We start from the raw sequence: 16,225 nt of genomic DNA, 5'->3' as shown, positions 1-16,225 counted from the left end.
CCCCTTGTTCGTCGTTGCGGATCTGATCGCAGAACCCGACCCTATGCCAGCGCCTGGGCGATGTCGGACCACAGGTCCTCGGGGTGCTCGATGCCCACCGCGATGCGCACCGTGCCCTCGCCGATGCCGCTGCGCGCCAGTTCCTCGGGGCTGAGCGACCGGTGTGAGGTGGTGGCGGGGTGCAGGATGAGCGTCTCGACGCCGCCCAGCGAGGGGGCGAGCAGCGCCAGGCGTACGGAGCTCATGAACTTCTCCCCGGCCGCCCGCCCGCCGGCCAGGTCGAACGCGAACACCCCGCCGAACCCCGGCAGCAGCTTGCCCGCCAGCTCGTACGAAGGGTGCGAGTCGAGCCCCGGCCAGTGCACCGCCGTCACGGCGGGGTGCTCGGCGAGCCGGACCGCCAGGTGGTGGGCGTTGGAGCAGTGGCGGTCCATGCGCAGCCCCAGCGTCTGGAGCCCGCGCAGCGTCAGCCAGGCCGCGAACGGGTCGGCCGAGGCCCCGAGCTCGACGGAGAAGTGCCACACCTTCTCGTAGAGTGCGGCGTCGGCGAAGACGGCGAGCCCGCCGACCACGTCGGTGTGCCCGGACAGATATTTGGTCGTGGAGTGCACCACGACGTCCGCCCCGTGCTCGATCGGCCGGCAGAGCATGGCCGTGGCGAAGGTGTTGTCGACCACGGACAGGATGCCCAGCTCGCGCGCGGCCGAGCACATTCCGGGCAGGTCGGCCACGAGGGTCATCGGGTTGCTGATGGTCTCCAGGTAGACGAGCCTGGTCTCGGGCCGCACGGCGGCGCGCAGGGCCTCGGGGTCGTTCTCCGGCACGTACGTGACCGCGATCCCGAACCTGCCCGTCAGCTCGTTGAGCATGGCGGCGGTCCCCCCGTAGAGAGATCGCTGGGCCACCATGTGGTCGCCGGGCTTGAGCAAGGCGAGCAGGATGGTGTTGATCGCGCCCATGCCTGATCCGGTGGCGACGGCTCCGGCGCCGCCTTCGAGCCCGGAGACGGCCAGTTCGAGGGAGCGGACGGTGGGATTGGTGTAGCGCCCGTAGACGAACGCGCCGTCGGGGCGGCCCATCGACGTGGCCATCACGGCGGGGTCGTCGAACACGAACCCCGAGGTCTGATAGATGGGAACGCTGATCGGACGGCTGCCCTCGACGGCCGGCTGCGGCGGGTGCACGGCCCGCGTTTCAGGTCGGAATTCGCTCATAGGCTAAGGATCGCCCATAAAAGGGACTCCACGGCAGAGCCCATGCGCCGGAATCGCTCCGGAGAGGCCGGCCATGATGACCCCGTCGACCTGCCGGGCCGCTGTACCCGCTGCTCGCCGTCAAGCCGAGGGCGCGACCGCGTGCAGCCCGAGGACGAGCTTTCGCGGGCGGTGAACAACTTGGCCGCGGCCTGGGGCGTCTTAAAAAATTCGGACAAATCGGTCTCCCGTCGGACCCTGGTCATCTGACAGGGTGGGGTAATGAAAACGACCTTCGTACTCGTGCACAGCCCCGCGGTCGGGCCCTCGACCTGGGCTCCCGTGGCCGAGTCGCTGGAGCGCCGCGGGCACGCGGCGGTGGTGCCCGACCTGACCGGCGTGACCGCGGGAGAGACGCCCTACTGGCCGCGGGTGGTGGAGAAGGTGCGCGCGGCCACCACTCCCGGCACCAGCGTGGTGCTGGCCGGGCACAGCAACGCCGGGCTCTACCTGCCATTGATCAAGGAAGGGCTCGACGGACGGGTGGTGGCCTGCGTGTTCGCCGACGCGCACCTCCCGCCGCGCGAAGGGCCGGTCAAGGTCGCCGACGACGGGTTCCTGCCGTTCCTGCGCGACCTCGCGGGCCCCGACGGGATGCTTCCGCGCTGGACCGACTGGTGGGACGAAGAGGACGTGGTGGCCCTGCTGCCCGATCCGGCGGTACGCGTGCGGATCGCGGCGGAGCAACCACGGCTGCCGCTCGACTACTACACCCAGTCCCTGCCCGTGCCCGCGGGGTGGGACGACGTCAGGTGCTCGCTGTTGTGGTACGGCCCGCCGTACGACACGATCGCCGAAGAGGCCGCGCGGCGCGGCTGGCCCGTGACCCGCCTGCCCGGCCGGCACCTGCACCAGGTGATCGACCCGGAGGGCGTCACCGACGCGCTGCTCAAGCTCTCCGGAAAGTCGTGAATTCTTCACTGCCGTCCGCGATCGGGTCCGGCGATAGTCGGATCCATGACGACGATCGACGTGAGCGGGCTCAGCAAGAGCCATCAGGGTTTCCCCGCGGTGAAGGACGTCTCGTTCGAGGTGGCCGAGGGCGCGATCTTCGCGCTGCTCGGCAGGAACGGCGCGGGCAAGACCACGACGGTCGAGGTGCTCGCGGGTTTCCAGCGCGCCGACAGCGGCACGGTGCGCGTGCTCGGCCTCGACCCCTGGGCCGACAGGGCCGCCGCGCGCCGGCGCGTCGGGATCATGTTGCAGGAGGCCGGGTTCTTCCCTGACCTGACGGTCGCCCAGACCGTCGACGTCTGGCGCGACTTCACCGCCGTGCCCCGCCCGCGCGACGAGGCGCTGGAGCTGGCCGGGCTGGCGGGCAGGTCCGGTACGAAGGTGCGCCAGCTCTCCGGCGGCGAGAAGCGCCGGCTGGACCTCGCGCTCGCCCTGCTGGGCCGCCCCGACGTGCTGTTCCTCGACGAGCCGACGGCCGGCATGGACCCCGAGGCACGGGCGCGCACCTGGGAGGTCGTCCGCGACCTCGCCGGGCAGGGCACCACGGTCCTGCTGACCACCCACTACCTTGAGGAGGCGCAGCGCCTGGCCTCCGCCCTGGCGATCATGGACAGGGGCGAGATCGTGGCTTCAGGCGGGATGGCGGAGACGCTCGCGACGCGGAGCGGGCGGGTGGCGTTCCGGATGCCCGCCCAGGTCCGTCCCGCGGACCTGCCGCTGCCGGTCACCCTGGAGGGCGGCAGCGCCGTCTGCCGCGCCGAGGATCCCGACCTCGCCGCGCAGACGCTCCTCAGCTGGGCCGCGTCGCGCGGCGTGCGCCTGACCGGCCTGGAGGTCCGCACGGCCACCCTCGAAGACCTCTTCCTCGACCTGTCCGGGAGCGCCCGATGAGCATGACCGCCACCTACCGTCTCGGCACCCGCCTGTTCTGGCGGGACAAGTCCATGGTGTTCGCCTCGGTGATCACGCCCGTCGGGCTGGCCGTGGGGATGCCCGCCCTCATGCGGAACGTGACCTCCGGCGGCGTCGCCGCCGCCACCCACATCTTCCAGGGCGCGCTCGCGCTGCTGCTGGCGATCACCGCGTTCATGAACGTCGCCGTCGCCCTGGCCGCCCGCCGCGACCAGCTCGTCCTCAAACGGCTGCGGACGACCCGGCTGACCGACGCGCAGATCCTCACCGGCCAGATCGCCGGCACCGCCACCCAGACCGTGGCCGTGATCGTGCTGTGCACGCTGGCCGTGCACCTCGCGGCCGACGTTCCGCTGCCCGCGAACCCCCTCGCCTTCGCCACCGTCACGATCGCGGGCTCGGCCGTGCTGTCCCTGCTCGGCGCCGCGTACACGGCCGCGATCCCGCGCGCGGAGCTGGCGGCGGCGTTCACCACGCCGGTGTTCCTGGCGGCGGGTGTCTCCGCTGGCGCGATGGGCCCCATCCCGGTGCCCACCTGGCTGCGTCCAGCCCTCGACCTGCTGCCGACCACGGCCGTCGTCGACGCCGTCAGGACCGGCGACCTCGCCGTGCCCCTCCTGGTCCTGGCCGGGTGGACGCTGGCCGGGCTGGCCGCGATCCGGCTGTGGTTCCGCTGGGAGCCGCGCAGGTCATAATCGTCCCTGTGGTCTCGTCATCCGCCAGGCGGCTCGCGACCGGGCTGATCGTCGGCGTCGCGTGCGCCTACACCATGATCGCGCTGCTCTACTTCCAGCATGGCGCGGCCTACGGCGTGCTGGCCGCCATCGCGATCACGGCCGTGGTCACCACCTACTCCGTCAACATGCGGGCGGCGCTGCGCGACGGGCGCCCGCCGCTCTTCCCTCTCACGCTCGTGCTGCAGGCGGCCGCCACCTACCTGCCCGAGCTGCTGCCCGGCGGCTGGTCGGCCGTGGCGGCCCCGATGCTGGCCGGAACCCTGCTGGTGTTCCTGCCGCTGCGCTGGGGCGGCGCGCTGGTGGGGCTCATGATGGTGTACGAGGGCACCGTGCTCACCTTCTCCGGAGCGGCGCCCGTGATCGTCGCCTTCTACGTGGTCACCGTGCCCACGACGGGCGCGATGACGTACGCGCTGGTGCGGTTCGTCCGGGTGACGGCCGAGCTGGAGGAGGCCAGGGCGGAGCTGGCGGACGCCGCGGTGCTGAAGGAACGCCTGCGCATCTCCCGCGACCTGCACGACGGGCTCGGCCGCAGCCTCACCGCGATCGCGCTCAAGGGCGACCTGGCCGCCCGTCTCATGGACCGCGACCCCGGCTCGGCCCGCGCGGAGGTGGGGCAGCTGGTGCAGGTGGCGAGGGAGGCGGCCAAGGACGTGCGGCAGGTGGCCAAGGGCTACCGCGCGCTGTCGCTGGCCGGTGAGGTCGACAAGGCGGTGGCGCTGCTGGAGTCCTCCGGGGTGGGCGCGCAGGCGCACCTGGCCGACGTACCTCTCCCCCGGCGTTCTGAGGAGGCGCTGGCCTGGGCGGTGCGCGAGGGAGTCACCAACGTCCTGCGCCACAGCAGGGCCACGACCTGCACGATCACCACGTCGCTGCACGACGGGACGCTCCGCCTCGAAGTGGCCAACGACGGCGCGCCGGCCGGCTCGGAGCCGCGCGGCGGCGGGCTGACGGGCCTGGCGGAGCGGGCCGCGCAGGCCGGTGGCACCTGCGCCGCCACCTCGACGGGCACCGGCGGCTTCCTGCTGGCCGTGGAGGTCGCGGCATGATCAGGGTGCTGCTGGCCGAGGACATGCACATGATCCGCGCCGCCCTCACCGCCCTGCTCGGCCTCGAGTCCGACATCGACGTGGTCGCGGAGGTCACCCGCGGCGACGAGATCGTGCCGAGGGCCATGGAGATCCGTCCCGACGTCGCCGTCGTCGACATCGACCTGCCGGTCGTCGACGGCATCACCGCCGCCGCGGAGTTGCGCGAGCGCCTGCCGTCCTGCCGGATCCTCGTGCTCACCGCCATGGGCCAGCCCGGCCACGTGCGCAGGGCGCTGGCCGCCGGCATCGAGGCGTTCCTGGTCAAGGACGCCCCAGGCGACCGGCTCGCGGACGCCGTCAGGCGCACCGCCGCCGGGCTGCGCGTGCTGGACGCCGAGCTGGTGTCGTCGGCCATGGAATACGGGGAGAGCCCGCTGACGCCCAGGGAGTCGACCGTGCTCAGAGAGGCGGCCGGAGGCGCGTCCGCCGAGGACATCGCCTCCCGCCTGCACCTGTCGCCCGGCACCGTACGCAACTACCTGACCGGGGCGATCACCAAGACGGGCGCCCGCAACAAGATCGACGCCATCCGCATCGCCGAGGACGCCGGCTGGCTCTGAGCCGGAGCCCGGCGCCGCTCCCGCGGCTCAGATCCCGGCGGACCTCCGCCCGGCGCACGAGTGCCGCGGGTCAGATGTCGGTGATGCGCAGTCCGGCGTGCGCCTTGTAGCGGCGGTTGATTGAGATGATGTTGGCCGTCAGCGCCTCCACCTGGTGGGCGTTGCGAAGCCGTCCACCATAGACGCCCCGCACTCCCGGGATGGCCTCGGCCAGGGCCTGCACCGTGCTGGTGGCCTCGCGGTCGTCGCCCAGCACCAGCACGTCGAGGTCCACCTTCTCCACCGACGGGTCCATCAGCACGACGGCCGACACGTGGTGGAAGGCCGCCACCACCCGGCTGTCGGGCAGCACCGCGGCGGCCTGCTGCGCCGCGCTCCCCTCCTCGACGGGCAGCGCGTACGCCCCCTGCTTGTCGAACCCGAGCGGATTGACGCAGTCGACCACGATCTTGCCTGCCAGCTCGGCGCGCAGGGACTCCAGCAGCGCCTTGTGCCCTTCGTACGGCACCGCGACGATCACGAGGTCCGCCTCGGAGGCGACGGCGGCGTTCTCGTCGCCCGTCGCGCCCGCTCCGATGGAGCCGGCCGCCTCCTGGGCCCGCTGGGCGCTGCGCGACCCGATCAGCACCGGATGCCCCGCCAGCGCGAACCGCCGCGCCAGCCCTTTGCCCTGGTCGCCGGTGCCGCCGAGGATGCCGATGGAAAGCCCGTTTACGTCGTCAGTCATAACCAGATCATGCCAGCTCCACCCCGCCGGACCCGCAGCCGGGCCCGCCGCAAGCGAGCCCGGCGAGAAGGAGCACCGGCGAACCCGGCGGGCTCACCGGGCGCGCCCGGTGGGCGGCCCGGTGAGCGGCCCGGTGAGCCCGGCCCGGTGAGCGCGCGCCCGGCGGGTCAGCAGTTGCCGGACGCGGGCAGCCCGTACATCCGCAGCGCCAGCCACTCGATGGCCAGCGGCCCGCCCTCGATGGCCCCGGTGACGTGGTCGGGCGCGGGCAGCGACACCCAGCGCACGGTCACCCCGGCCCGGCAGTACGCCGAGCGCAGCGTCGATCCGACCGAGAGCGGGATGATCTCGTCCCCGGTGCCGTGGTACAGGAACATCGGCACCTGCGGGGCCGCGGACCCGAGCCGGTTCTCCGCCAGGCGCGCCTGCCACTTCGGCTGGCCGAGCAGGTCGATCGGGCTCAGGTCGGAGAAGCGGAGCCCGGCCAGCCTGTCCAGGTCGCCCACGCAGTCGTCGGCGGCGTCGGCGAGCAGCGCGCGGCCCCGGTCGTTGAGGTCGGCTTCGAGGCCGAGCTCGGGGTAGGCGGCGTCGAGCCCCACACCGGCGGCCGCGGCCAGCCCGAAGTCGTCGCCGCCGTCGAGGTGGTTCGCCACGGCGTGCAGGTCGGCGGGGACGCCGCCGGCCGCGACGCCCTTGAGCCGCAGCTCGGGCGCGTACGCGGGCTGCAGCTGCGCGGCCCAGCCGGCGGACGCGCCGCCCTGGGAGTAGCCCATGACGGCGACGGGCGCGCGGCTCGACAGCCCGGAGCCGGGGACGCGGGTGGCCGCCCTGATCGAGTCGAGCACGGCGTGCCCCTGCGAGATCCCGGCCATGTACGTGTGCGGCCCGGGCGTGCCGAGCCCCTCATAGTCGGTCATCGCCACCGCGAACCCCTTGAGCAGGAACAGGCTCACCAGCGCGAGCTCGGCCTCCCGGCCCTGGCTCATGGCGGCGGAGGGGGCGCACTGGTCGCCGAGCCCGTGGGTGCCGACGGCGTACCCGACGATCGGGCGCGTGCCGAACGGGTAGCGGCCCTTCGGCACGAGCAGCGTGCCGGAGACCGTGTTGAGCGAGCCCGTGGCGGACGTGGAGTGGTAGAGGACGTGCCAGGCGTTGACCGGCACCTCGAGCAGCCTGCCCGGCAGCAGGTAGACGGTGGCGGGCCGGGCCGAGACCACGTCGCCGGCGGTCGCGGCGCGGGCGGGGGTCGCGATGAGAGACATGATCGATAACAGGATCACTGACATGCTGACGCGGACACGAAAGGTCATGTGCCGCCCCTCTCCTTGAGGATCACACACTCGGGGACGGCGGCGCCGCGAGCCCGATCGTTACTCGCAGGTAACCCCCTGTCAAGGCCCGATTTGACCGGTAATTCCACCCGTACACCACTCCCGAATCAGCCACCCCGGAAGTACGACGTCAGGCACCATGGATGAGTGACTCCTCCGCCCCCTGAAGGAGGCGGCTTCTCGCTAAGCCGCTTCCGCAGGTTCGCGAAGGGCAAGCCCCGCCCTCATGATGTTGATCGCCGCGTTGACGTCGGCGTGCGCGGCATGTCCGCACGCCGTGCAGGCGAAGTCGGCTTGGGTGATGCGGTTCTCCTTCGCGCTGTGCCCGCAGCGGGCGCAGGTGCGGGAGGTGCCGGCGGGGTTCACCGCGATCAGCTTGCGACCGGCGCTTTCAGCCTTGTGCGCGAGGACCGTCAGGAACACCCCCCAGCCCGCGTCCAGGATGCTCCGGTTCAACCCGGACTTGGCGGCGACATTCCGGCCGGGGTGCTCGATCGTGCCGGACGCCGAGCGGGTCATGTTCGCGATCCGCAGGTCCTCGTGCACGATCACGTCATAGGCGGCCACCAGAGCGAGCGCGGCCTTGTGCGCGCCATCCAGACGTTGCCTGCGCACCTTGGCGTGCAGCGCGGCCACGCGGGCCACCGCCTTGCGCCGCCGCTTGGAGCCCCGTTCCTTGCGGGCCAGAGCCCGCTGCGCGGCGGCCAGCCGGCCGGCGGACGCGGCCAGGTGACGGGGGTTGCTCAGATGCTGTCCGTCGCTGGTCGTGACGAGCGACGCCACGCCCATGTCGATCCCCGCGACCGCGCCGGTGACGGGGAAGGACTCGGCGGGCACGTCGTCGCACGACAGGACCACGAACCAGCGGCAGCCCTCGCGCTTGACACTGATCGTCTTCACCTGGCCGCGCACGGTCCGGTGCCGGTGGACGCGGACGTGCCCGACCCCCTGGAGCCGCACGTAGGTCGTGGTGGGGTGGCCGGGCTGGGAGTCCCACCGGCAGCCGTCGCCGTCCTTCGGCCACTCGACCGTGTCGAACCGGCCGCGCCCCTTGAAACGCGGAAAGCCCGGCGTGCGACCCGCGCGGACCCGCTTGAAGAACGCGGTGAACGCCTTGTCGAGCCGTCGCAGGGTGGCCTGCTGGGAGGAGAACGACCAACGCCCCTGCCCGTCCGGGTCATCGCCTCGGATGTGTTTCAGCTCGGCCGACTGCTCGCCGTACCGGACGCTCACCCCCGCCCTGGCATAGGCGGTGCGGCGGTGCTCCAGAGCGGCATTGTAGAGCTGCCGGTGGTCCTCCAGGCACGCCGCCAGCGCCGCCGCCTGCCGGGCGGTGGGGCGCAGCAGGAATCGAAACGACCTGCGCACACCCACCTCCCGTCACGTTCGGTAACAACATCACCACGATACTGGCTGGCGCCGACAAAATCAGGAAGGACATCCATGATGCGCAGATGTGACAGGTCAGGGCACGCTCGGGCCTTGACGGCCCTCCCGCTCCCGATTCACCCGTCGCCTCAAGGCGACGGTCCCCTCGGGAGGATCTGATGGACTCAGGATCGGTGGCACTCCTGCGCGAGCTCCTGGCCGACACCGGCTGGATCGACCGCGCGCGCGAGCTGGGGCTCGCCCTGCGCGCCACCCGCTCGCCCGGCGGCCTGCTGCTGGTCGGCCCCCCCGACGACGAGCCCTGGCACCTGACGGCGCATCTCAGCGACGAGGCCAGATACTCCGGGCTGACGCAGCTCGCACCCACCCTGGTGCGCTGGACACCGCCGGCCGACGCTCCCCCCCACCTGCGCGTCGGCCTCGACCGCCTGGAGCGGGCGGCCCGGGGCGAGACGTTGTTCGTGCTGGCCGAGGAGCAGGCTCCGGTCCCGCTGCTCGAACGCGTCGACGACGCGCGCCGCACGGGCGCGACGATCCTGGCGATCGAGGGCGGCGACGCCGAGCTGACCGGCCTCGCCCATGACGCGATCGCGGTGCCGCGCGGCGGGCTGGTGTCGTTCGACGGCGCGCAGCACCTCGTGAGCGCGGCGGCCGGCGAGGTGGAGCGGCGCCCTGGGCTGCGCGAACGCCTGGCCCGGCTGCTGGAGAAGGTCAGCGGCCCTCAGATGACCGACTAGGAGGCGCCGCGTGATCGTCGAGCTCAGCCACCGCATCGTCGAGGGGATGACCACCTATCCCGGCATCCCCGCCCCGAAGCTCGGGGTGCACCTGAGCCGGGAGGACTCGCGCAGCATGTACGCGCCGGGCACGGAGTTCCACATCGGCGTGATCACGCTGGCCGCCAACACCGGCACCTACGTGGACACCCCGCACCACCGCTACGCCGGCGGCGACGACCTCGCGCGGGTGCCGCTGACGAAACTGGCCGACCTTCCCGGCCTGGTGATCCGGGCCGGTGGGCAGCGCGCGGTGACCCTAAACCGGGCACTCGACGTACGCGGCAGGGCCGTGCTGATCCACACGGGATGGGACCGCCACTTCGGCACCGACGCCTACGTCCACGGCCACCCGCACCTCGCCCCCGAGTCGGCGGCCTGGCTGGCGGAGCAGGGCCCGGCGCTGGTCGGGATCGACTCGCTCAACATCGACGACACCCCGCCGCACGGCGAACGCCCCGCCCACTCGATCTTGCTGCGCGCGGGGATCCCCATCGTGGAGCACCTGACAGGGCTGGACGCGCTGCCCGACGAGGGTTTCCGCTTCCACGCCGCGCCGCCGATGGTCGCCGGCCTCGGCACGTTTCCCGTCAGGGCCTACGCGGTCGTGCCCTAGTCGTCGTCCTCCTCGACCTCATCCCATGCCTTGTTGCGGTCGGCGGCACGCTGCAGCGCCCCGGCGGCCTCCTGCTCGGACGCGTAGGGCCCCATCCGGTCCTTGTTGGGGCACCCCTTGTCGGGCTCGACCCTCATGTGCTTGAGGCAGAACCACCACTGGCCTTCGCTCACGAGGTCAATTCTGCCCCGTAGACTCATGTTTCATGACGACACTGCTCCAGCCAGGGCGAGTTTCGCCCATGCGAAAGGTCCCCGCCCACATCGAGCGGCCGGAGTACGTCGGCAAGAAGCGCCCCACCACCGGCGAGTCCGACGTGAAGACCCCCGAGATGATCGAGCGCATGCGGGTGGCGGGCAGGATCGCCGCCCAGGCACTCGAAGAGGTCGGCAACAACGTCCGGCCGGGCGTCACGACCGACGAGCTCGACAGGATCGGCCACGAGTTCCTCATCGACCACGGCGCCTATCCGAGCACGCTCGGCTACAAGGGCTATCCCAAGTCGCTGTGCACGTCGATCAACGAGGTGATCTGCCACGGCATCCCCGACGACACTGTGCTGCGCGACGGCGACATCGTCAACGTCGACATCACCGCCTACATCGGCGGCGTCCACGGCGACACCGACGCCACCTACCTCGTGGGCGAGGCCGACGAGGAGTCGCGGCTGCTGGTGGAGCGCACGCGCGAGGCGATGATGCGCGCGATCAAGGCGGTCGCGCCGGGGCGGCAGCTCAACGTCGTGGGCCGCGTCATCGAGGCGTACGCCAAGCGGTTCGGCTATGGCGTCGTGCGCGACTTCACCGGCCACGGCATCGGCACGAGCTTCCACTCCGGCCTCATGGTCCCCCACTACGACGACCCGTCGCTGCGGGTGGAGCTGGTGCCCGGGATGACCTTCACGATCGAGCCGATGCTGACGCTCGGGACCATCGACTACGACATCTGGCCCGACAAGTGGACCGCGGTCACGAAGGATCGCAAGCGCACGGCCCAGTTCGAGCACACGATCGTCGTCACCGACACGGGCAGCGAGATCCTCACCCTGCCCTGACCGCGCTCCGAGGCACCGTCACCGCCGCATGGGCACCACCCCGGTCACCGTGGTGCCCTCTCCGGGCACGCTGTTGACCGACAGGCTTCCGCCGATCTCCGCGAAGGCCGCCCGCATCCTGGCGATCCCGCGCCCCGTCAGCGGCGCGGAATCACCCTTGCCGTTGTCGCTGACCGTCATGCGCAGCCCGCTCCTGCCCGCGGTGACGGCGATGGAGACGGTCTTGGCCCTGCTGTGACGCTCGACGTTCGACAGTGCTTCGCCCATCGCGGCCATGACACCGCGTGTCACGCGCGACGGCACGTCCGTGGCGGGCAGCGCCCAGGTCTCGACCTCGATCCCCGTGCGCTCCGACCACTCGATGAGGCAGGCCTCCAGCGCCTCGGCCAGGCTCTGCCCCCCGCGCATCCGCGTCTCTTCCGACAATGGTCTCGCCTCTCTTGGCACCCCGGGCTCGCGCCGTACCCCACACCGGCGCTCCCAATCGCGCGGCGCGCAATCCCCCCTCAAGGTTGCGCATGCCGGCAAATGAGGTTATGCCCGTCTCCCCTGAAAGTCAGGCTACCCGGCGGTCCTGAGGCGCGTACGGAGAAGATAGAAGGCCGTGTCCGATCGGCTACTCGCCCTTGTCGGCACGGTTGAGACGGGCGAGATAGGCGTTGTAGGAGTCGAGCTCCGGGTCTCCGCCGCCGGAGCGGTCGGCCCTGCGGTCGGTGCGCCGTGCCTGCCGGTCGTCGTCCTGATACCACTGCACCGCGATGGCCAGCAACACGATCAGCGTCGGGATCTCGCCGAACCCCCACGCGATGGCCCCGCCGTCGCGCTGCGTCTGCAGCAGCGTGTCGCCCCAGGGGCGGCCGAGCTGTTCGTACCATCCGGAGGCGATCACCGCGCCCATCATCATCAGCGCGATGCCGAAGAACGCGTGGAACGGCATGGTGACGAAGAGCATCAGCAGCCGCCAGACGTGCGGGAGCCGGTGGGGCCCCGGATCGACCCCGACGATCACCCAGAAGAACAGGCACCCGCTGATGAGGAAGTGCAGGGTCATCCAGATGTGCCCGAGGTGCTCCTGCATGGCCGACTCGAACAGGGGCGTGAAGTAGAGCGCGTACGTCGACGCCACGAAGATGGAGGTCGCCACCAGGGGATGCGTGACGACCTTGGTGAACCGGCTGTGCAGGATCGTGGTGATCCACTCCCGCGGTCCGCGATCGCCCCTCCTCGACGCGGGCTTGAGCGCGCGCAGGGCCAGCGTGACCGGCCCGCCGAGCACGAGGAAGATCGGCACGACCATGGAGAGCGTCATGTGCTCGATCATGTGCACGTTGAACATGACCTTGGCGTAGCGGGCCAGCCCGCTCTGCGTGGCGAACACCAGCAGCGCCACGCCGATGAACCAGGACGCGGTGCGGCCCCACGACCACGCGACACCGCGCCGCGCCAGCCGGTAGACGCCGGCTCCGTAGAGTCCGGCCAGGACCGCGGCGACCACGGCGAAGAACAGGTCGAGCCACCACAGCGTGAACACGTTCGCCAGCGACAGCTCCGGCGGCATGGGGAAGCCCAGCAGCTCGAACGCCCGGTCGGCGGGCACGACGACCTCGGGCGGCCGCGTGCGCGACAGCGCCACGGCCAGCCCGACGGTGGCGAGCATGAGCAGCGTCTCGCCGCCTGCCAGCCGGGTGAACGCCCGGGGCCGGCCGGCCGCGAGGTCGGCCAGCGTGCGCTGCCTGTGCCAGTAGCCCACGTAGCCGAGCAGCACGAACGCCACGATCTTGGCCACGGCCAGCAGGCCGTATTCGGACGTCCACAGGTCGGAGACCGCACCCAGCCGCGCCACCAGGCTGAACAGCCCGGACAACCCCACGCCGATGTAGCACCACACGGCCATCCGGGAGAACCTGGCGGCGGCCACCTCCAGCTGCGGCTGACGGCGCAGGGCGTGCGCGGCCAGCACGACGAGCCCGCCCACCCACAGGGCGAGGGCGAGCAGGTGGAGCGCCACCGACGAGGTGGCCAGGTCGTGGTTGGGTGAGGAGGCGCTGTGCCCGGTCAGCGGCGCGGGCAGCAGCGTCGCCAGCGCGAACACCAGCAGTCCCGCCGCGGCTCCGGCGGTGATGGCACCGCGCGAGAACAGCGCGATCGCCACCCCGAACAGCACCACGAGCGTCAGCGCCACACCCTGCGTGGTCTGGGTGGCGTAGCTGGTCAGGATGGTGCGCTCGAGGATCTGGGGCACGGTCCTGCCGATGGACTCCGCGGCCCCGAAGAGGATGGCGAGGAACGCCGACCCGGCCCACGCCAGCGCCGACCACGAGCTGGCCTTGACGTAGTCGACGGCGGTCCCGCCGAGCACGCCCTTGTCGTTGGGCAGCAGCGCGGCGGCCATCAGCAGCAGGCCGACGGTGAGCACCCCGGACGCGTCCATGAGCAGCTTGGACAGCGGCAGCCCCCACCTGACGACCGCGCCGGCGTCGGGCAGCCCAGGAATGATCTTGGGGAAGGCGCTGCCTCCGGCTATCATGCCGATCACCAGGGCGGCGATCGCGGCCCCCGCGCCGGCGAGCGCGAGACGCGCCGCCCGGCTCATGGCTTCTTCTTCCGCGCGCTGAGCAGGAAGCCGATGCCGATGCCGACGAGCGCGCCGATCACGATGATCAGCCAGACGGGGAACATGGCCTCCTGCTCGGCCGACGCCTGCTCGGCGCCCGGCGACGAGGCCGCGGGCGCGGCGGGCTCGGACGCGACGCTGCTCGCGGGTGCGGGCGCCTGGCTCGTCGCCGCCTCCTCACTGGGGCTGGGACTGGAGGACGGTGTCTGCGCCCCCTCCACCCGGAACGGGATCTCCCCTTCGATCGGATGGCCGTCGGAGGACACGACCCGGTAGGCGATCGTGTATTTCCCGTCGGGCAGCGGCCCCTTGACCGCCTGGCGCACGACCGCGCCCTCCAGCTCGGGCTTGCCGAGCTGGTGCTGGTCGTCGCCGGGCCCCCGCACGATCACGAACGGCATGCGCACCTTGGCGGTGAACTCGAGCTCGACCTCGTCGAGGGCCTTGACCTCGGCGCCCTTGGCCGGCGAGCTGCTCTTGAGCGCGTCATGGGCCAGGGCGGGAGCGGCGCCGGACACGAGCAGGGCGGCGGCGAGAATCGCGGCGAGCACCGCGAACGGGGATCTCTTCATGGCACCTTCAAGGCTACCGACGCCACTGCCCGGTCCGGACCCCGATGTACAGGCCCGACGGACGGGCCGATGCCGCCTACAGACCCGCGCAGGCCAGCGCCCGCCGGTAGGCCTCGACGGCCCCCTCCGCGTCGCCCAGCTCTTCGATCGTCTCAGCCGTGGCCAGCCAGGTGGAGGCGGAGCGGCGAGAGTCGGGGAGCGGGGTCAGCCAGTCGCGCACCGACGCCACGTGACCGGCTGCCTCGGCCGAGCGCCCGACGGAGCCGTAGGCCCGGCCGAGCAGGAGGTTGGCCTCGGCGCCCAGCACATGCCCGTATTCGGGGACCAGACCTCTGCCGATCTTGGCGTGCTCGACGGCCTTGTCGAGGTCACCGGTCATGTATTCGGCGTAGGCCAGTTCCACGTGGACCCGGGCCTTGTCGATCGTGCTGGTGGAGGTCTGCTCGAACTCGGCGACCGTCGCGCGCAGCTCGTCGCGCACGGCGCCGGCCTCGGCGGGCCGGGCCTTGAGCCGCTGCTGCAGAAGCGCGAGGCGCATCCTGGCGACGCTGCGCGGATGGCCGTTCTCCAGCTGCACCGCCATGGCCCGTTCGGCGAAGGACAGCGCCTCCTCGTTGTGGCCGGTGTTGTAGGCGACGTTGGAGGCCATCCAGTTGGCGGCCACGATGGAGCGGGGCGTGCCGAGCGCGTCGGCCGCGTTGAGCAGCTCGGCCGCGAACTGGCGGGCGCGGAGCAGGTCGCCCCGGTGCATGTAGGCCGACAGCAGGGTCGCGGCCAGCTCGACGAGCGGATCGGTCCACGGCAGGCGGGCGCTCCCGCCCAGCATCTGCTCCCCCACCGTGACGGCTTCTGTCAGCCGCTCGCTGTCGCGGTAGGCGCGGCACAGCACCATGGCGACCTCGATGCGCCGCTCGGGTGCCAGCTCCTCCTCGCGGAGCTTGAGGAGGATGGAGATCGCCTCGTCGAGGTCGCCGGCCGCCTCGGTGGCGAGGGCCAGCCCGAATTCGGTGTCTTGACGAAGTGTGGGCAACCCTGTCAGGTTGCTGTTGGCCAGCAGCTCGCGGAACCGGGTGCGGGCCTCGGCGACCTCACCGTTCTCGAGCGCCAACCGTGCGTAACCGAGAGCCAGTTCGATGTCCTCCATCTGCTCGGCGGTCACACCGTTGATCAGATAAGACAACGAACACTCCAGTTTCTGGGCCAAGAGCTCCAGAACGGCAGGAGTCGGGGTACGCTTGCCACTCTCGATCAACGAGACGTAGCTGTCCGACAACTCGGGATGCGCCAGCTGTGCCTGTGACAGGCCGCGTTGTCGCCGAACTGTCTTGATGCGGAGTCCGACCAGGTCAGATGTGGTCACAGCCGTCGCTCCCTGAGAAGATATAGTCTGAGCAACCCCCACATAGGCGAGGGAGAACCCCCATGCGTATGCGTATTGCCCTGTCGGCACTGGTCACGGCGATGATGGTCGCTGCGACCCTTGCGGGTAATGTTACGGCCGCGAGTGCCGAAATGTCCCCCGTCGGCGCCAATCAGGATTCCAGCGACTGCTGCTGAGGCCGCCCGGCCAGAGGGGCACACTCCCGGCGTCAGGGGCGCGCACACCGCACCTCGCTCCCGACACTCCCCGGGACGATGA

General features: G+C 71.5%; 17 protein-coding genes. 8 read left to right on the top strand and 9 right to left on the bottom strand.

What is annotated here, in order from left to right:
- Positions 1-41: 41 nt before the first annotated feature.
- Positions 42-1,214, bottom strand: coding sequence for an aminotransferase class I/II-fold pyridoxal phosphate-dependent enzyme (locus ABGB01_RS26450; protein ID WP_347776235.1), 1,173 nt, complete (start codon positions 1,212-1,214; stop codon positions 42-44).
- Between the two features lie 261 nt (positions 1,215-1,475).
- On the opposite strand from ABGB01_RS26450, the gene ABGB01_RS26445 reads away from it, so the two are divergent.
- Genes ABGB01_RS26445 through ABGB01_RS26425 form a run of 5 tightly spaced genes read left to right on the top strand, consistent with a single transcriptional unit; the run spans position 1,476 to position 5,507 of the window.
- Positions 1,476-2,165 (top strand): alpha/beta hydrolase, encoded by a 690-nt coding sequence (locus tag ABGB01_RS26445; RefSeq protein WP_347776234.1) that lies wholly within the window; start codon positions 1,476-1,478, stop codon positions 2,163-2,165.
- A gap of 45 nt (positions 2,166-2,210) precedes the next feature.
- Positions 2,211-3,098 (top strand): ABC transporter ATP-binding protein, encoded by an 888-nt coding sequence (locus ABGB01_RS26440; protein WP_347776233.1) that lies wholly within the window; start codon positions 2,211-2,213, stop codon positions 3,096-3,098.
- Complete coding sequence (locus tag ABGB01_RS26435) at positions 3,095-3,814, top strand: ABC transporter permease (protein WP_347776232.1); 720 nt, start codon at positions 3,095-3,097, stop codon at positions 3,812-3,814. Before ABGB01_RS26440 ends, ABGB01_RS26435 begins: the two co-directional genes overlap by 4 nt.
- A gap of 8 nt (positions 3,815-3,822) precedes the next feature.
- Entirely contained in the window at positions 3,823-4,905 is a 1,083-nt protein-coding gene (locus ABGB01_RS26430) for a sensor histidine kinase (protein WP_347776231.1), read from the top strand.
- The gene (locus ABGB01_RS26425) at positions 4,902-5,507 is read left to right on the top strand and encodes a response regulator transcription factor (protein ID WP_347776230.1); all 606 of its coding nucleotides are present in this window, start codon (positions 4,902-4,904) and stop codon (positions 5,505-5,507) included. Before ABGB01_RS26430 ends, ABGB01_RS26425 begins: the two co-directional genes overlap by 4 nt.
- A 70-nt stretch (positions 5,508-5,577) precedes the next feature.
- Here ABGB01_RS26425 and npdG read toward each other — a convergent pair whose 3' ends face one another.
- From npdG to ABGB01_RS26410, 3 genes are all read right to left on the bottom strand, one after another.
- The gene (npdG, locus tag ABGB01_RS26420) at positions 5,578-6,234 is read right to left on the bottom strand and encodes an NADPH-dependent F420 reductase (protein WP_347776229.1); all 657 of its coding nucleotides are present in this window, start codon (positions 6,232-6,234) and stop codon (positions 5,578-5,580) included.
- Between the two features lie 167 nt (positions 6,235-6,401).
- Positions 6,402-7,544 carry a lipase family protein gene (locus ABGB01_RS26415; protein WP_347776228.1) on the bottom strand — a complete coding sequence of 381 codons (1,143 nt, stop codon included), beginning with the start codon at positions 7,542-7,544 and terminating at the stop codon, positions 6,402-6,404.
- A 204-nt stretch (positions 7,545-7,748) separates the two neighbouring features.
- Positions 7,749-8,933, bottom strand: a complete 1,185-nt coding sequence (locus ABGB01_RS26410) for a transposase (protein ID WP_347776227.1) — start codon at positions 8,931-8,933, stop codon at positions 7,749-7,751.
- Positions 8,934-9,112: 179 nt separating this feature from the next.
- Between ABGB01_RS26410 and ABGB01_RS26405 the strand changes: the two genes are divergently transcribed.
- Both ABGB01_RS26405 and ABGB01_RS26400 read left to right on the top strand, forming a co-directional pair.
- The gene (locus tag ABGB01_RS26405) at positions 9,113-9,691 is read left to right on the top strand and encodes a hypothetical protein (RefSeq protein WP_347776226.1); all 579 of its coding nucleotides are present in this window, start codon (positions 9,113-9,115) and stop codon (positions 9,689-9,691) included.
- A gap of 10 nt (positions 9,692-9,701) precedes the next feature.
- The gene (locus tag ABGB01_RS26400) at positions 9,702-10,346 is read left to right on the top strand and encodes a cyclase family protein (RefSeq protein ID WP_347776225.1); all 645 of its coding nucleotides are present in this window, start codon (positions 9,702-9,704) and stop codon (positions 10,344-10,346) included.
- On the opposite strand, the gene ABGB01_RS26395 is transcribed toward ABGB01_RS26400, so the two are convergent.
- On the bottom strand, positions 10,343-10,519 hold the full coding sequence (locus tag ABGB01_RS26395) for a hypothetical protein (RefSeq protein WP_347776224.1): 177 nt from the start codon (positions 10,517-10,519) through the stop codon (positions 10,343-10,345). The two genes, ABGB01_RS26400 and ABGB01_RS26395, sit on opposite strands and share 4 nt — an antisense overlap.
- Before the next feature lie 32 nt (positions 10,520-10,551).
- Between ABGB01_RS26395 and map the strand changes: the two genes are divergently transcribed.
- Positions 10,552-11,400: a type I methionyl aminopeptidase gene (gene map / locus ABGB01_RS26390; RefSeq protein ID WP_347776223.1), complete on the top strand. Its 849-nt coding sequence runs from the start codon at positions 10,552-10,554 to the stop codon at positions 11,398-11,400.
- Between the two features lie 18 nt (positions 11,401-11,418).
- Here map and ABGB01_RS26385 read toward each other — a convergent pair whose 3' ends face one another.
- The 4 genes from ABGB01_RS26385 to ABGB01_RS26370 all read right to left on the bottom strand — a co-directional run bounded on the left by ABGB01_RS26385 (position 11,419) and on the right by ABGB01_RS26370 (position 15,946).
- The gene (locus ABGB01_RS26385; RefSeq protein ID WP_347776222.1) at positions 11,419-11,808 is read right to left on the bottom strand and encodes an ATP-binding protein; all 390 of its coding nucleotides are present in this window, start codon (positions 11,806-11,808) and stop codon (positions 11,419-11,421) included.
- 208 nt (positions 11,809-12,016) lie between these two features.
- Complete coding sequence (locus ABGB01_RS26380; protein ID WP_347776221.1) at positions 12,017-13,993, bottom strand: cytochrome c oxidase assembly protein; 1,977 nt, start codon at positions 13,991-13,993, stop codon at positions 12,017-12,019.
- On the bottom strand, positions 13,990-14,586 hold the full coding sequence (locus tag ABGB01_RS26375) for a copper resistance CopC family protein (protein ID WP_347776220.1): 597 nt from the start codon (positions 14,584-14,586) through the stop codon (positions 13,990-13,992). Before ABGB01_RS26375 ends, ABGB01_RS26380 begins: the two co-directional genes overlap by 4 nt.
- Before the next feature lie 76 nt (positions 14,587-14,662).
- Positions 14,663-15,946, bottom strand: coding sequence for a helix-turn-helix domain-containing protein (locus ABGB01_RS26370; RefSeq protein ID WP_347776219.1), 1,284 nt, complete (start codon positions 15,944-15,946; stop codon positions 14,663-14,665).
- Positions 15,947-16,225: the final 279 nt, after the last annotated feature.

Source organism: Nonomuraea sp. B5E05 (genome assembly GCF_039880665.1).
Taxonomy (GTDB): domain Bacteria; phylum Actinomycetota; class Actinomycetes; order Streptosporangiales; family Streptosporangiaceae; genus Nonomuraea.
The sequence above is the reverse complement of the archived record's forward strand: the minus strand, read 5'-3'. Positions and strand labels throughout refer to the sequence as shown.

Coding starts and splice junctions, on each gene's coding strand:
- ABGB01_RS26445 (WP_347776234.1), top strand. CDS start 1,476: ATGAAAACGACCTTCGTACTCGTGCACAGCCCCGCGGTCGGGCCCTCG.
- ABGB01_RS26405 (WP_347776226.1), top strand. CDS start 9,113: ATGGACTCAGGATCGGTGGCACTCCTGCGCGAGCTCCTGGCCGACACC.
- ABGB01_RS26415 (WP_347776228.1), bottom strand. CDS start 7,544: ATGACCTTTCGTGTCCGCGTCAGCATGTCAGTGATCCTGTTATCGATC.
- map (WP_347776223.1), top strand. CDS start 10,552: ATGACGACACTGCTCCAGCCAGGGCGAGTTTCGCCCATGCGAAAGGTC.
- ABGB01_RS26385 (WP_347776222.1), bottom strand. CDS start 11,808: ATGCGCGGGGGGCAGAGCCTGGCCGAGGCGCTGGAGGCCTGCCTCATC.
- ABGB01_RS26435 (WP_347776232.1), top strand. CDS start 3,095: ATGAGCATGACCGCCACCTACCGTCTCGGCACCCGCCTGTTCTGGCGG.
- ABGB01_RS26425 (WP_347776230.1), top strand. CDS start 4,902: ATGATCAGGGTGCTGCTGGCCGAGGACATGCACATGATCCGCGCCGCC.
- ABGB01_RS26375 (WP_347776220.1), bottom strand. CDS start 14,586: ATGAAGAGATCCCCGTTCGCGGTGCTCGCCGCGATTCTCGCCGCCGCC.
- ABGB01_RS26450 (WP_347776235.1), bottom strand. CDS start 1,214: ATGAGCGAATTCCGACCTGAAACGCGGGCCGTGCACCCGCCGCAGCCG.
- ABGB01_RS26380 (WP_347776221.1), bottom strand. CDS start 13,993: ATGAGCCGGGCGGCGCGTCTCGCGCTCGCCGGCGCGGGGGCCGCGATC.
- ABGB01_RS26440 (WP_347776233.1), top strand. CDS start 2,211: ATGACGACGATCGACGTGAGCGGGCTCAGCAAGAGCCATCAGGGTTTC.
- npdG (WP_347776229.1), bottom strand. CDS start 6,234: ATGACTGACGACGTAAACGGGCTTTCCATCGGCATCCTCGGCGGCACC.